General features: G+C 74.1%; 3 protein-coding genes. All 3 read right to left on the bottom strand.

The features are described from left to right. On the bottom strand, positions 1–8,067 hold an 8,067-nt coding region (locus tag V7E45_RS31300), incomplete at its 3' end, for a type I polyketide synthase (RefSeq protein WP_443056299.1). A 75-nt stretch (positions 8,068–8,142) separates the two neighbouring features. Then, positions 8,143–13,143: a type I polyketide synthase gene (locus tag V7E45_RS31295; RefSeq protein ID WP_333777599.1), complete on the bottom strand. Its 5,001-nt coding sequence runs from the start codon at positions 13,141–13,143 to the stop codon at positions 8,143–8,145. Positions 13,144–13,149: 6 nt separating this feature from the next. Beyond that, on the bottom strand, positions 13,150–15,716 hold a 2,567-nt coding region (locus tag V7E45_RS31290), incomplete at its 5' end, for an acyltransferase domain-containing protein (RefSeq protein ID WP_333777597.1).

The following is a 15,716-nucleotide window of genomic DNA, read 5'->3' as shown; positions in this document are numbered from 1 at the left end:
CGCCGACACCACGTCCCCGCCGCCCGCCCCCGCCCAGGCGTTGGACCAGTACTCCCGGGTGTCGGCCCAGTAGCGCGCACGCTGGAAGGGGTGGGTCGGGAGGTCGTCGACATGCCATCCCGGGTGGAGGGCGGTGAAGTCGACGTCGGTGCCGCGTGCGTGCAGCTCGCCCAGAGCGGTCAGGAGCGAGTACGACTCCTCCCGGTCCCGGCGCTGACTCGCCACGGCGTATGCCTCGGCGGGGANGTGCAGCTCGCCCAGAGCGGTCAGGAGCGAGTACGACTCCTCCCGGTCCCGGCGCTGACTCGCCACGGCGTATGCCTCGGCGGGGAGGGTGTCCTCGGCCATGGCGGCCAGGACGGTGTCCGGGCCGAGTTCGAGGAACTTGGTCGCGCCTTGACCGGAGAGGGTGGTGAGGGCGTCGGCGAAGCGGACGGGCTCCCGCACCTGGCGGACCCAGTAGTGCGGCTGACGCAGGTCGTCGGTGGCCGGCCGGCCGGTGAGGGTCGAGATCAGCGGGATGCGCGGGATGGCGTAGGACAGTTGGGCGGCGACCTCGTGGAAGTCGGCCAGCATCGGGTTCATCAGCGGGGAGTGGAACGCGTGGCTGACACGCAGACGCGTGACCTTGTGGTCCTGGAGACGCTCGATCGTCTCCGTCACCGCGTCCTCGGCGCCCGAAATCACCACNTGGAACGCGTGGCTGACACGCAGACGCGTGACCTTGTGGTCCTGGAGACGCTCGATCGTCTCCGTCACCGCGTCCTCGGCGCCCGAAATCACCACGGAGAGAGGGCCGTTGACGGCGGCGATCTCGACGCCGTCCACGAGGGCCGCGCGTACGACGGACTCCTCGGCGCGGACGGACGCCATCGCACCACCCGCAGGCAGCGCCTGCATCAAGCTCGCGCGCGCCGCGACCAGTCGAGCCGCATCCGGCAGCGACAGCACACCGGACACGTGCGCCGCGGCCAGCTCACCGATGGAATGCCCGGCCATGAAGTCGGGCTTCAGTCCTGCCGACTCCAGGAGACGGAACAGGGCCACCTCGAAGGCGAACAGACCAGGCTGCGCCCAGCCCGTCCGCTGCACCGCGTCCGCGTCCTCACCCCAGACGACCTCGNGCGCACCCTGCCCCGTGAACAGGAACGCCAACTTGCCCGCCACCCTGGGCAGCACGCCCACACCGGCCAGCCGCCGCAGCAGTTCCTCCCGGTCGGCGCCCATGACCACGGCCCGGTGATCGAACTGCCTGCGCGCGGCGAGCGTCCGCGCCACGTCCACCGGACGCAGTGACTCGTTCGCGGCGAGGTACGACCTGAGCTGATCGGCGTAAGCCGTCACCGCCTCGGGCGTCCTGCCCGACACCGCCCACGCGACCGGCCGCACGTCGTCCGCGCCGGGCGCCGACCCGACGGTCTGCGGTTCCTCCAGGATCACGTGCGCGTTCGTCCCGCTGATTCCGAACGACGAGACACCTGCCCGGCGCGGACGGCCTTCCGCCGCCCTCCATTCTCGGGCCTCGCTCAGCAGCCGCACCGCCCCGGCGGACCAGTCCACCCGTGTCGACGGCTCGTCCACGTGCAGGGAACGCGGCAGCACCCCATGCCGCATGGCCAGCACCATCTTCATGATCCCGGCTACGCCCGCCGCGGCCTGGGTGTGCCCGATGTTCGACTTGATGGAGCCAAGCCACAGCGGCCGGTCCTCCGGGCGGTCCTGGCCGTACGCGGCCAGCAGCGCCTGCGCCTCGATGGGGTCGCCCAGGACGGTCCCGGTGCCGTGCCCCTCCACCGCGTCGACGTCCGCGCCGGACAGCCCCGCCGAGGTGAGCGCCTGCCGGATGACCCGTTGCTGCGCAGGGCCGTTCGGCGCGGTGAAGCCGTTCGAGGCGCCGTCCTGGTTCACGGCCGAGCCTCGTACCACCGCGAGCACCGGGTGTCCGAGACGACGTGCGTCGGACAGTCGCTCCACCAGCAGCAGGCCGGCGCCCTCGGAGATTCCGGTGCCGTCGGCCGCCTCGGCGTAGGGCTTGCAACGGCCGTCGTGGGAGAGGGCGCGCTGTCTGCTGAACTCGACGAAGATCTCGGGGGTGGCCATGACGCTGGCGCCGCCGACCAGAGCGAGCGTGCACTCGCCGGAGCGCAGGGCGCGCGCCGCGAGGTGGAGGGCCACCAGGGAGGACGAGCAGGCCGTGTCGACGGTGACCGCCGGGCCCTCAAGGCCGAAGGTGTAGGACACCCGGCCGGACGCGTTGGCGCCGGTGCCGCTGTTGCCGGCGTAGTCGTGGTACATCAGGCCGGCGAAGACGCCGGTGGCGCTGCCGCGCAGCGTGGCGGGGTCGATGCCGGCGCGCTCGAACGCCTCCCAGGCGCACTCCAGGAGCAGGCGCTGCTGGGGGTCCATGGCGAGGGCTTCGTTGGGGCTGATGCCGAAGAACGCGGGGTCGAAGTCGGCGGCGTCATGGAGGAATCCGCCCTGGCGGGTGTAGCTCGTGCCGGGGCGTTCCGCGGTCGGGTCGTGGAGCTCGTCGACGTTCCAGCCGCGGTCGGCCGGGAAGGCGGAGACGGCGTCCACTCCGTCGGCGACGAGCCGCCACAGGTCCTCGGGGGAGCCGACTCCGCCGGGGAAGCGGCAGCTCATGGCCACGATGGCGATGGGGTCGGTGTCCGGGGCCGCCACGGCGCCGGACGTCCCGGAGGCCGCGGTCGTCCTCACGGTCGTGCCGGCGAGTTCGTCGAGCAGGAAGCGGGCGAGGGCGCCGGGGGACGGGTGGTCGAACGCGAGGGTCACCGGAAGTCGCAGGCCGAGTGTCCGGCCGAGGCGGTTGCGGAACTCGACGGCGGTCAGCGAGTCGAACCCCATGTCACGGAAGGCGCGGTCGGGGTCGATGTCGGAGGCGGTGGCGAAGCCGAGGACGACCGCGGCACGCTCCAGGACGAGGTCGAGCAGGGCCTGTTCCCGGTCGGCTTCGGGGAGGCCGGCGAGGAAGTCGGTGGCGGAGTCCGCGGTGGGCAGCGCGGCGGCGGTCCGGCGGGCACCGGGCACGAGGCCGCGGAAGAGGGCGGGTAGTTCGGACTGTCCGCGCAGCGCGGCCAGGTCGAAGCGGGCGGGGAGCAGTACAGGTTCGGGGCGGGTCAGGGCGGCGTCGAACAGTGCCGTCCCTTCGTCGTCGGACAGGCCGATCATGCCGCTGCGGGTGATGCGGGCGCGGTCGTCCGTGCCGAGACCGCCGGTCATTCCGGTGCCCTGCGCCCAGAATCCCCAGGCCAGGGACTGTGCGGGGCGGCCCTGTGCCCGGCGGTGGGCGGCGAGGCCGTCGAGGAACGCGTTGGCGGCGGCGTAGTTGCCCTGTCCGGGCGAGCCGAGGGTGCCGGCCGCGCCGGAGAACAGGACGAACATGTCGACGTCGCCGACCAGTTCGTGCAGGTTGAGGGCCGCGTCGGCCTTGGGCCGGAGTACGGCGTCCAGGTGCCGCGGGGTCAGGGTGGTGAGGGTGCCGTCGGCGAGGACGCCGGCCGCGTGGACGATCCCGCGCAGTGGCCGGTCGGCGGGTACGGCGGCGAGTGCCTGGGCCAGGGCGTCGCGGTCGGCGGCGTCGCAGGCGGTGAACGTGACGGTGTGGGCGCCCAGTTCGACGAGCCGTGCACGCAGTTCGTCGGCGCCGGGGGTGTCGGGGCCGCGGCGGCCCAGGAGCAGCAGGTGCCGTACGCCGTACCGGGTGACCAGGTGCCGGGCGAGGAGTCCGCCGAGGGTGCCCGCTCCCCCGGTGATGGCAACGGTGGCGTCCGGGGCGAACGAAGGGTTGGTTTCCTCGTCGTCGGTGGGGGTCGCGGCGGGGACCCGGGCGATCCGGGCCGCGTAAAACTGCCCGGTGCGGAAGATGAGTTGGGGTTCTCCCGATGAGACGATCGCGGGCAGCGGGTCGGCGAGGGGGCCGTCCATGTCGGCCAGCAGGATCCGGCCGGGGTGCTCCGACTGCGCCGAGCGCACGAGGCCCCATACGGCGGCCCCGGCGAGGTCGGTGACGTCCTCGCCGTCCAGGGCGACCGCGCCCCGGGTGTGCACGAGGAGCATCGAGTCGGCGAAGCGGTCGTCGGTCAGCCAGGTCTGGAGAGCGGTGAGGACGCGGTGGGTGGCGGCGTGCACCGCGGCCCGGTCGCTGCCGGGTTCGAGGGTCAGGGTGACGACGTCCGGTGTCCCCGTGCCGGGCGCCCCGTCACGGATCGCCTCGCTCCGGACCGCGTCACCGCGGCCGGTGTCACTGCGGACTGTCTCGCCGCGGATCACCTCGTCCCAGGGGGCCGTGGTCACGGGCTCGCCCGGCCCGACGGTCACCGGTGTCCACGTGGGCCGGTACAGCGCGTCGTGGACGGGTCGCGTGCCGTCGGACCACTCGTCCGGTGCCGGCCGCAGGACGACCGAGGCGAGCGAGACGACCGGGGCGCCGGTCGGGTCGGCGGCCTCCAGCGCGATCTCGCCTCCTCGGAGCGCGGTGAGCCGGACCCGCAGGTGTGAGGCGCCGGAGGCGTGCAGGGTGAGACCGGAGAAGGCGAACGGCAGCAGGGCGCGCTCCGCGACGGCGCCGGTCAGGGCGCAGGCGTGCAGCGCGGCGTCGAGCAGGGCCGGGTGCAGACCGAAGGCGCGGTCCTGGTCGTCGGTGCCCTGGCCGGGGTCTGGCAGGGTGTCGGGCAGTCGTACCTCGGCGTACACGTCGTCACCCGCGCGCCAGACGGCGCGCAGGCCCTGGAAGACGGGACCGTAGCTCAGTCCGGTCTCGGCGAGTGCGGGGTAGAAGCCGTCGAGGTCCACGGGGCCGGCACCGGCGGGCGGCCACTCGGTGAAGGGGCCGGGGGCGGTGGCCGGTCCGGGGGTGAGCGGGCCGACGGCGGTGGCCGGTCCCGGGGTGAGCAGGCCGGTGGCGTGGCGGGTCCACGGTTCGTGTTCGGGGGCGTCCTCGGCCCGTGCGTAGACGTGTACGGGGCGTGCCCCGTCCTGGTCGGGGCCACCCACGACGACGTGCAGCTGGGTGCCGCTCGCGTCGTCGAGGAGGAGGGGTGCCTCGACGGTCAGTTCGGCCAGGACGGGGCAGCCGGTCTCGTCGCCGGCCCGTACGGCCAGTTCCACGAAGCCGGTGCCGGGGAACACGGCCGTGCCGAGCACGGTGTGGTCGGCGAGCCACGGCTGCGCGGCCGTGGACAGTCGGCCGGTGAGGATCACCCCGTCCGACGCGGGGGTGGTGACGACGGCGCCGAGCAGCGGGTGGCGGGCGGCGCGCAGACCGGCGCCGGTGACGTCGCGGCCGGTGTCCATCGTGACGTCCAGCCAGTACCGGGTGTGCCGGAAGGGGTAGGTGGGCAGGTCGGTGCGGCGGCCGCCGGGGCAGGTACGGGACCAGTCGACCGCGACGCCGTGCACGTGGGCCTCGGCGAGCGAGGACAGGAACCGGTCGAGGCCGCCGTCGTCGCGGCGCAGGGTGCCGGTGACGGTCGCGGGCGCTCCGGCGTCGGCGAAGGTCTCCTCCATGGCGAGCTTGAGCACGGGGTGGGCGCTGGTCTCGACGAACACGTCGAAGCCCGCCTCGGCCAGGGCTCGGGCGGTGTCGGCGAAGCGGACGGTCTGCCGCAGGTTGCGGTACCAGTACTCGGCGTCGAGTGCGGTGGTGTCGAGGAGGCCGCCGGTCACGGTGGAGTGGAAGGGCACCTCGCCACGGCGGGGCCGGATCGGCGCGAGGAGTTCCAGGAGCCGGTCGCGGATGCCTTCTACGTAGTGGGAGTGGGAGGCGTAGTCGACCGGGATCATGCGGGCGCGGACGCCGGAGTCGGTCAGGTCGGCGCGGAGCCGTTCCAGCGCGTCGGGCTCGCCGCAGACGACGACGGAGCCGGGGCCGTTGACCGCGGCGAGGGACAGACCGTCGAGGTCGCGAAGGCGGGCTTCGGCTTCCTCGGCGGACAGGGCCACGGACATCATTCCGCCGAGTCCGGCGAGTCGCTCGGCGATGAGGCGGCTGCGCAGGGCGACCACGCGGGCGCCGTCGTCGAGAGTCAGCCCGCCGGCCACGCAGGCCGCGGCGATCTCGCCCTGCGAGTGGCCGATCACGGCGCTCGGCTCGACGCCGTGTGCGCGCCAGAGACGCGCGAGGGAGACCATTACGGCCCACAGGGCCGGCTGCACCACGTCCACGGCGTCGAGCGTGGGCGCGTCCGGTGCGCCCCGCAGGACGTCGAGCAGGTCCCAGTCGACGAAGGGGCGCAGCGCTTCGGCGCATTCGGTCAGGCGTCGTCCGAACTCCTCGGAGGAGTCGAGCAGTTCTACGGCCATGCCGGGCCACTGGGAGCCCTGGCCTGGGAAGACGAAGGCGATCTGCGAGCCGGTGCGTGCGGTGCCCTGGATGACGTTCGCCGCTTCGCGGTGCCTGGCGAGTGCGGTGAGTCCGGCGACCAGTTCGGTGGTGTCCGCGCCGACCACGACGGCGCGGTGGCCGAGTGCCGCGCGCGTCGTGGCCAGCGAGAACGCGATGTCGGCGGAGGCGACCGGGCCTACTGATCCGGTCTCTCGGCCGGTCACGAAGTCGGCCAGTCGTGCCGCCGCCGCAGCGAGCGCGTCGCCGTCGTTCGCGGAGAGGGGCCACGCGTGGGCGGCGGCCGCGGCGTGCTCGGCGCGCAATGAGACGGGCGAGGCGCCCTGCGGCCCTGCTTCGGCTTCGGCTTCGGCTTCGGCTTCGGCTTCGGCTTCGAGGATGACGTGGGCGTTGGTGCCGCTCACCCCGAACGAGGACACGGCCGCGCGCCGGGGGTGTTCGCGGTCCGGCCAGGGCTGGGCGTCCGTCAGCAGCCGTACCGCGCCGGCCGTCCAGTCGACTTTAGTGGACGGTTCCGTCACGTGCAGGGTGCGCGGCAGGACGCCGTGCCGCAGGGCCATGACCATCTTGATGACGCCGCCGACGCCCGCCGCGGCCTGGGCGTGGCCGAAGTTCGACTTCAGCGAGCCGAGCCAGAGCGGCTGATCGGGGGTCCGGCCCTGACCGTAGGTGGCCAGCAGGGCCTGCGCCTCGATGGGGTCGCCCAGGGTGGTGCCGGTGCCGTGTCCCTCGACCGCGTCGACCTGTGCGGCGGGCAGTCGCGCGTCGTCCAGGGCCTGGCGGATGACGTGCTGCTGGGCCGGGCCGCTGGGTGCGGTGAGCCCGTTGCTCGCGCCGTCCTGGTTGACGGCGCTGCCCCGGATCACGGCGAGTACGTCGTGGCCGTTGCGCCGTGCGTCGGAGAGCCGTTCCAGCAGCAGTACGCCGGCGCCCTCGGCCCAGCCGGTGCCGTCGGCGGTGTCGGAGTACGCCTTGCAGCGGCCGTCGGGGGCCAGTCCGCGCTGGCGGCTGAAGGCCACGAACGGCGCGGGTGTGCACATCACCATCACGCCGCCGGCCAGTGCCATCGTGCACTCGCGCCGGCGCAGTGCCTGTACGGCGAGGTGCAGCGCCACGAGTGAGGAGGAGCAGGCGGTGTCGACGGTGAGGGTGGGGCCCTCAAGGCCGAGGGTGTAGGCGACGCGGCCGGAGATCACCGCTGAGGCGGCCGCGGTGCCGAGGTAGGCCTCGGCCGCGTCGGGGGCGGCGTTGAGGAGATCACCGTAGTCCTGGTAACCGGAGCCGGTGAAGACGCCGATCGGCCCGCCGCGTACGGCGTCGGGGGCGATGCCCGCCCGTTCCAGCACTTCCCAGGACACTTCCAGCATCAGCCGCTGCTGCGGGTCCATGACGACGGCTTCGCGCGGGGAGATGCCGAACAGGCCGGCGTCGAAGCCGGTGGCGTCGTAGAGGAATCCGCCCTCGGCGACGTAGCTGGTGCCCTGCCGGTCGGCCTCGGCGGACAGCAGCCGGTCCAGGGGCCAGCCCCGGTCGTCGGGCAGTGGCCCGACGGCGTCGACGCCGTCCGCGACGAGGTCCCACAGCGCCTCGGGGGTGCGGACTCCACCGGGGTAGCGGCAGGCCATGGAGACGATGGCGATCGGGTCGTGCGCGGCGGCGCGGGCGTCCTGGAGTTGCTGCTTGGTCTGCGCGAGGTCGGCCGTCACCCGTCGCAGGTAGTCGAGAAGCTTCTTGTCCTCGGCCATCTCACTGTCCTCATCTGCCGGTTCGGGTGCGCGGGTTCAGCCGTTCAGTCCGAGTTGGTTGTCGATGAACTCGAAGAGTTCGTCGGCCGTGGCGTCCTCACGGAGGCGGCCGCCGTCCGTGTCGGCCGCCTCCGCCGCCGCGAGCAGCGTGCGCAGCCGGGCGGCGACGCGGTGCCGCTCGATCTCCTCGGCGGGCAGTGCGGCGACGGCGGCCTCCAGCCGGTCGAGGTCACCGAGCAGCCGCGCCGCGCCGGTGGGCGGTGCGAGCAGCGTGCCGAGGTGTTCGGCGACGGCGGCCGGGGTGGCGTGGTCGAAGACCAGGGTGGCCGGGAGGTCGAGGCCGGTCTCTTCGGCCAGCCTGAGCTTCAGGTCGGTGGCGGCCACGGAGTCGAAACCCAGGTCGGAGAATGCCTTCGCGGGTTCCAGCGTCTGGGGGTCGTCGTAGCCGAGCAGGGCGGCCACATGGGTGCGGACGAGGTCGAGCACCTCGCGGCTCTGCTGGGCGGGCGGCAGTCCGGCCAGCCGGTCGGCCAGGGTGGACGACGTCTCGGCGGTTCCGGCGCCGGTCCCGGTGGCCGCCGCTTCGGGCATGGCGTCGAGCAGGGGGCGCCGGCGAGCCATCGTGAAGACGGGGGCGAAGCGGGTCCAGTCGATGTCGGCGACCACGAGGTGGTGTTCGCGGTGTGCGAGGGCCTGGCGCAGCGCGGCGACGGCCAGGGCGGGCCGCATGGGCGGGGCACCGAGCCGCCGCATCCCCGCGGCGAGTTCGGCGTCGACCATGCCGCCGTCCCAGGAGCCCCACGCGATCGAGGTGGCCGTCAGGCCCCGGGCCCGGCGATCCGCGGCGAGCGCGTCGAGGTAGGCGTTTGCGGCGCCGTAGCCCGCCTGCCCGGCGCTGCCCCATACCGCGGCGCCCGAGGAGAACAGCACGAACGCGTCGAGGGGTGTTCCGGCGAGCAGTTCGTCGAGGTGTGCGGCGCCCCGCACCTTGGCGGAGGCCAGGTCGGCGAGTTCGTCGAGGCTGAGTTCGGCCGGTGGTGCCATCCGTTGCATGGCGCCGGCCGCGTGTACGACGGCGGTCAGCGGGCGGTGGGCCGGGACGCCGTCCAGCAGGGTGCGGAGTGCGTCGCGGTCGGACACGTCACAGGCGGCCACGGTGACTTCGGTGCCCATCGCGGTCAACTCGGCCGCCAGTTCCCGGACTCCCGGGGCCCGGGCGCCCCGCCGGCCGGCCAGCAGCAGGTGGGCGGCGCCCGACTCGGCCATGAGGCGGGCGACATGGGCGCCGAGTCCGCCGGTGCCTCCGGTGATCAGTACCGTGCCGGTGGACCGCCACGGGCTCGCCGGGGCCCCTTCGAGCGGTGCCCGGAGCATACGGCGGGCGAACACTCCGGCCGGGCGGACGGCGACGTGGTCCTCGGGTCCGGTACCGGGCGCGGAGGCGTCCCCGGTCCCGGCCAGCAGCAGGCACATCCTCCGCAGTACGTCGGAGTCCGCGTCGGGAGCGGGGCCGGCCGGGAGGTCGATCAGGCCGCCCCAGGTGTCCGGGAGGTCCAGTGCGAGGCCGGTGCCCAGGCCGTGCAGCATGGCCTGGCGGGGGTCCGGCCGTTCCATGTCGTGGACGGCGACCGCGCCGACGGTCGCGCACCACAGGGGGACGGCCACGGCGGCGTCCCCGAGCGCCTGCACGAGGGTGACCGTGGCGGCGTACCCGGTGGGCAGTGCGGGATACCGGTGATGCGGCTCGGTGGCGAGGGCCAGCAGGGACAGTACTCCGCGGATGACGCCGGACGGCGCGGCTTCTCCGTCCTCCGCGCCCGGTCCGCGCACCGCCCCGTCTCCCGCGGGTGCGTCGCGCCCGTCCGCCGCGCCGGTGAGCTCGCGCAGCCGGGCGGTCAGTGCGGCTCGGTCCTCGTCGGGGCCGACCGGGAACGGCACGACGTCGGCGGCGTGTGCCGCGAGCGCGGCGGCGACCGCGGACACGTGCGGATCGTCCGTGCGGGCCTCGGGCACCGCGAGCAGCCAGGGGCCGTCGAACGGGCGGGGCGCGGGATCCGCACAGGGCTGCCAGGCGACCCGGTAGCGCCAGTCGGCCACGGTCGATTCGGCGCGCCGGGTGTCGCGGGCGGTGCGGAGCGCGGGCAGGACATCGGCCAGTGCCTCGGCGCCGACGCCCAGGTCCGCAGCCAGCGCGGGCAGGTCGGCCCGGTCGAGGCCGGTCCAGAAGTCGTCGTCGGCCGGGCCGCCGGCCGCCGTGGGCCGCGCGGCCGGCTCCGACCAGTACCAGGTGCGCTGGAACCGGTAGGTCGGCAGGTCGATCCGGCGGGCGCCGCTGCCCGCGTAGTAGGCGGACCAGTCCACGGGCGTGCCCCGGGTGTGGGCCCGTGCCACAGCGGTGACCAGTTCCGTCTCCTCCGGGCGGTCGCGGCGCAGGGTGGGGACGAACGCGGCGTCGTGGTCGGCGGCGAGGTTCTCGGGTCCGGCGGCGCTGAGTGCCGCGTCGGGGCCGAGTTCGAGGAAGGTGGTCACGCCGCGGCCGGCCAGCCACCGCACACCCGCGCCGAACCGTACGGTGGCCCGCACCTGCCGCACCCAATGGCCGGGGTCGGTCAGCTCGGCCGTCACGGGGCCGCCGGTCACGGACGAGACGACCGCGATGCGGGGCGCCGCATAGCGCAGTGCGGCGGCCACCTGAGCGAACTCGTCGAGCATCGGCTCCATCAGCGCCGAGTGGAAGGCGTGGGACACGGCGAGCCGCCTGGTCCGCCGCCCGGCGGCCCTGAGCCGTTCCGCCACGGCCATGACGGCTTCCTCCGCGCCGGACAGTACGGTCGACGAGGGACCGTTCACGGCGGCCACCGCGACCCGGTCGTCCAGCAGGGGGGCGACCTCGTCCTCGGCCGCCTGCACCGCCACCATCGCGCCGCCGGACGGCAGGGCCTGCATCGACCGGCCGCGCGCGGTGACCAGTTCGGCGGCGTCGGGCAGGGTGAGCACCCCGGCCACGTGCGCCGCGGCGATCTCGCCGACCGAGTGGCCGAGGACGTGGTCGGGCCGTACGCCCCAGGACTCCAGGAGCCGGAAGAGCGCCACTTCCACGGCGAACAGCGCGGGCTGGGCGTAGCCGGTCCGGTCGAGCAGCGCGGCGTCCGAGCCCCACATCACGTCCCGCAGCGGGCGGTCCAGGTGGGGATCGAGCGCGGCGAGCGTCGTGTCGAGGGCCTCGGCGAACGCCGGGTGTGCCGCGTGCAGTTCGCGGCCCATGCCGAGGTGCTGGGCGCCCTGCCCGGTGAACAGGAACGCCGTCCTGGCGTCCGTGTGCGCCACGCCCCGCACCAGGCCGGCCGCGGTGCCGCCGTCGGCCAGCGCGGCGAGCGCGGCGGCGGCCGACACCTCGTCGGTGGCGACCACTGCGGCGCGGTCCTCCAGGTGGGCTCTGGAGACGGCCAGGGAGTGGCCCAGGTCGAGCAGCGCCTGCCCGGGGTGGGCGCGCAGGTGGTCGAGCAGGGCGTCGGCCTGGGCCCGCAGGGCCGGTGCGCCGTGGCCGGAGACGAGCAATGGAACCAGCGGCGGGACGACCCGCGGGGCAGGGGCATCGGTGGCGGGCACGGTCGCCCGGGGGTGGCCTTGCGAGGCCGTGTCCTCGGCAGAGGTCTCCCCCAGGGGGAGGACGTCGGCCGGCTCCTCGACCGGCGCCTCTTCGACGATGACGTGGGCGTTGGTGCCGCTGAGGCCGAACGCCGAGACGCCCGCGCGCCGGGGGCGGTCGGTGCGCGGCCACGGCTGGGTTTCGGTGAGGAGCCGTGCGTGGCCCGCCGACCAGTCCACTTCTGGGGTGGGCGCCGTCAGGTGCAGGGTGCGCGGCAGGGTCTCACGGCGCAGCGCCTCGATCATCTTGATCATGCCGCCCACCCCGGCGGCGGCCTGGGCGTGACCGATGTTGGACTTGACGGAGCCGAGCCACAGCGGCCGGTCGGCGGGCCGGCCCTGACCGTAGGTGGCCAGCAGGGCCTGGGCCTCGATGGGGTCGCCGAGGGCGGTTCCGGTGCCGTGCGCCTCGACGGCGTCGACCTGGTCGGCGGACAACTGGGCACTCTTCAAAGCCTGTTCGATGACCCTTTGCTGGGCGGGGCCGTTGGGCGCCGACAGGCCGTTGCTCGCGCCGTCCTGGTTGACGGCGCTGCCGCGCAGCACGGCGAGCACCGGGTGGCCGAGCCGGCTAGCCACCGGCAGGCGCTCCAGCAGCAGCAGTCCGACCCCCTCGGACCAGGTCGTGCCGTCGGCGTCGGCGGAGAACGACTTGCAGCGGCCGTCGGGAGCCAGCCCGCGGTCCTGGCTGAAGCCCACGAACGAGTCGGGCGTGGCCATCACCGTGACACCGCCCGCGATGGCCAGGGAGCACTCCCCCGCCCGCAGCGCCTGTGCGGCCAGGTGCACGGCCACCAGGGAGGACGAGCAGGCGGTGTCCACGGTCACGGCGGGGCCCTCGAGGCCCAGCGTGTAGGCGACCCTTCCGGAGGCGACGCTGGCCAGGCTGCCGATGCCCTGCGCGGCGTAGTCGTGGTAGACGAGGCCGGTGAACACGCCGGTGGGGCTGCCCCTGAGCGACGTGGGGTCGATGCGGGCCCGTTCCAGCAGTTCCCAGGACAGCTCCAGCAGCAGCCGCTGCTGCGGGTCGGTCTCCCTGGCCTCGCGCGGGCTGATCCGGAAGAAGTCCGCGTCGAACTCCCCGGCGTCGTGCAGGAAGCCGCCTTGGGCGCAGTACGTCCTGCCGGGCGTGGCCGGCTCGGGGTCGTACAGGCCGTCCACGTCCCAGCCACGGTTGCGCGGGAACCCGGAGATCGCGTCGGTTCCGGACGCGACCAGGTCCCACAGGTCCCCGGGGGTGCGGACCCCGCCGGGGAAGCGGCAGCCCGTCGCGACGACGGCGATGGGTTCGTGCAGGCGTTGCTCGGCGTCGCGCAGCCTGCGGGTGGTCTGCCGGAGTTCGGCCGTGGCCCGTCTGAGGTACTCGCGGAGCTTGTCGTCGTTGCCCATGGTCCTTCAGCTCTGCAGGTTGTCGAGCATGGCGAACAGTTCGTCGTCGGAGGCGGCCGTGAGGTCGTCCCCGCCGGTGTCGGTGACCGTGGGACCCGACTCGTCGGTGGCGTCCCGCCACTCGCGCAGCAGCGCTTCGAGCCGCCCCGTGACCCGCTGTGCCGCGGCCGGCTCCAGCTCGGCCCGGGTGAGCAGGGCCGCGAGCCGGTCGACCTCGCCCAGCACCGGGTCCGCCGGGTCCGTGGCTCCGGCGAGCTGCTCCCCGAGATGACCGGCGAGGTCCCGCGCGGTCGGGTGGTCGAAGACCAGGGTGGGCGGCAGCCAGCGTCCGCAGGCCGCGCTGAGCGCCTTGCGCAGCTCGACGGCGGCCAGTGAGTCGAACCCGAGGTCCTGGAACGGCCGGTCCGGTGCCACGTCCTGCCACGACCCGTGCCCCAGGATCGCTGCGACGTGGCCTCGGACGAGCTCCAGCAGGAGGTCGGCGCGGCCGGCCTCCGGCAGACCGGCCAGCCGCTCACGCAGTCCCTGCGCCGGAGCGGGCTGTCCGGCGGATGGCCGTGTCCGGGCGGAGGCGCTCCCCTCCGCCGGGCCGGGTACGGGGATCGTACGGTTGCCGACGCGCGCGACGGACAGCACCGGCCGCCCGCTGTCGTCGGTGACCGTCACGGTGGCACCCGCGTCGCCCGGTGTGATCCGCACCCGCAGCGTCCGCGCACCGGCGGTCCCGAGGGAGACCTCTCGCCACTCCACGGGCTGCGTGACCTCGTCCACCGCCCGGTCGAGGTGCAGTGCCGCGTCGAGCAGGGCCGGGTGGAGCGCGAAGTCCCCGGCGTCCGCCTCGGCGGGGAGGGCGACCTCCGCGTACGACTCCTCGCCGTGCCGCCAGGCCGCCGTGACGGCCTGGAACAGCGGGCCGTAGCCGTACCCGGCGGACAGCAGCCCCTCGTACATCTCGCGCACGTCGACCCGGGTGGCCCCCGCCGGCGGCCAGGGGCCGAACACATCCGCCGGTGGAAGGTCCAGCGGTTCCAGGGTGCCGTGCGCATGCCGCGTCCACGGCATGTCCTCCCCGCCGCGGCTGTGGACGCTCACCGGCCTGGCGCCGGAATCGGAGTCCTCCGCACCGACGACCACATGGACGGTCACCGGACCCTCGTCGAGGAACAGCGGTTCTTCCACGTCCAGTTCGGTGAGCAGGCCGCAGTCCGTCTCGCGTCCGGCGGTCAACGCCAATTCGACGAATCCCGCCGCCGGGAACAGCAGCCGTCCGTGCAGGTCGTGGTCGTGGATCCAGTCGTGCTCGGCCTCGTTCAGCCGCCCCGTCAGCACGACGAGACCCGTTCCGGGTACCGCCACCCTGGCGGTGAGCAGCGGATGCCCGGTCGCGCCCTGCCCGCTCCCTACGGCACCCGTGCCTCCCGGCGTCGCCAGCCAGTAGTGGTCGCGCTGGAAGGGGTACGTAGGGAGATCGTCCACATGCCGTCCGGGATGGAGGGCGGTGAAGTCGACGTCGGTGCCCCGTGCGTGCAGTTCACCCAGGGCGGCGAGGAGGGTGTGGGCCTCGTCGCGGTCCCGGCGCTGGGTCGCCACGGCGTGGGCCTCGGCGGGAAGCATGTCCTCGGCCATGGCGGCGAGGACGGTGTCCGGGCCGATCTCCACGAACTTGGTCGCTCCCTGTGCCGTCATCGTGGCGACGGCGTCGGCGAAGCGGACGGGCTCGCGGACCTGGCGGACCCAGTAGCCGGGGTCGCGCAGATCATCGGTCGCCGGCTCGCCGGTGAGGGTCGAGACCAGGGGGATGCGCGGTTCGCCGTACGACAGCTTCGAGGCCACCTCGGCGAAGTCGGCCAGCATCGGTTCCATCAGCGGGGAGTGGAAGGCGTGGCTGACACGCAGGCGCGTGACTTTGTGGTGGCCTCGTAGCTTCTCCGTCACCCCGGTCACCGCGTCCTCGGCGCCGGAAACCACCACCGAACGCGGTCCGTTGACGGCGGCGATCGCGACGCCGTCCACCAGCGCGGCTCGCACCACGGATTCGTCGGCCCGGACGGACGCCATCGCACCACCCGCAGGCAGCGCCTGCATCAACCGAGCACGCGCCGCGACGAGGCGAGCCGCGTCGGCCAGGGACAGGACACCTGCCACGTGTGTTGCGGCCAGCTCGCCGATGGAGTGCCCGGCCACGAAGTCGGGCTTCAGTCCTGCCGACTCCAGGAGACGGAACAGGGCCACCTCGAAGGCGAACAGTCCAGGCTGCGCCCAACCCGTCTGCTCCACGGCAGCGGGGTCGTCACCCCACAACACCTCGCGCAGCGGAAGCTCGAGGTGCACGTCAAGTGCCGCCGCCACCTCATCGAAGGCCGACCCGAACACCGGGAAACTGGCCGCAAGTTCGCGCCCCATCCCGAGCCGCTGCGCACCCTGCCCCGTGAAGAGGTAAGCCAGCTTGCCCGCGACCGAGGGCAGCACACCGACATCACTCAGCCCCCGCAGCAACTCCTCACGCTCCGACCCGACCACCACGGCCCGGTGCCCGAACCGCGCACGCCTGCCGAGTGACCAGGCAACGTCCA

The organism is Streptomyces sp. IBSBF 3136, from assembly GCF_036815105.1.
Classification (GTDB): Bacteria; Actinomycetota; Actinomycetes; order Streptomycetales; family Streptomycetaceae; genus Streptomyces.
This window is presented reverse-complemented; position numbering and strand designations above follow the sequence as displayed.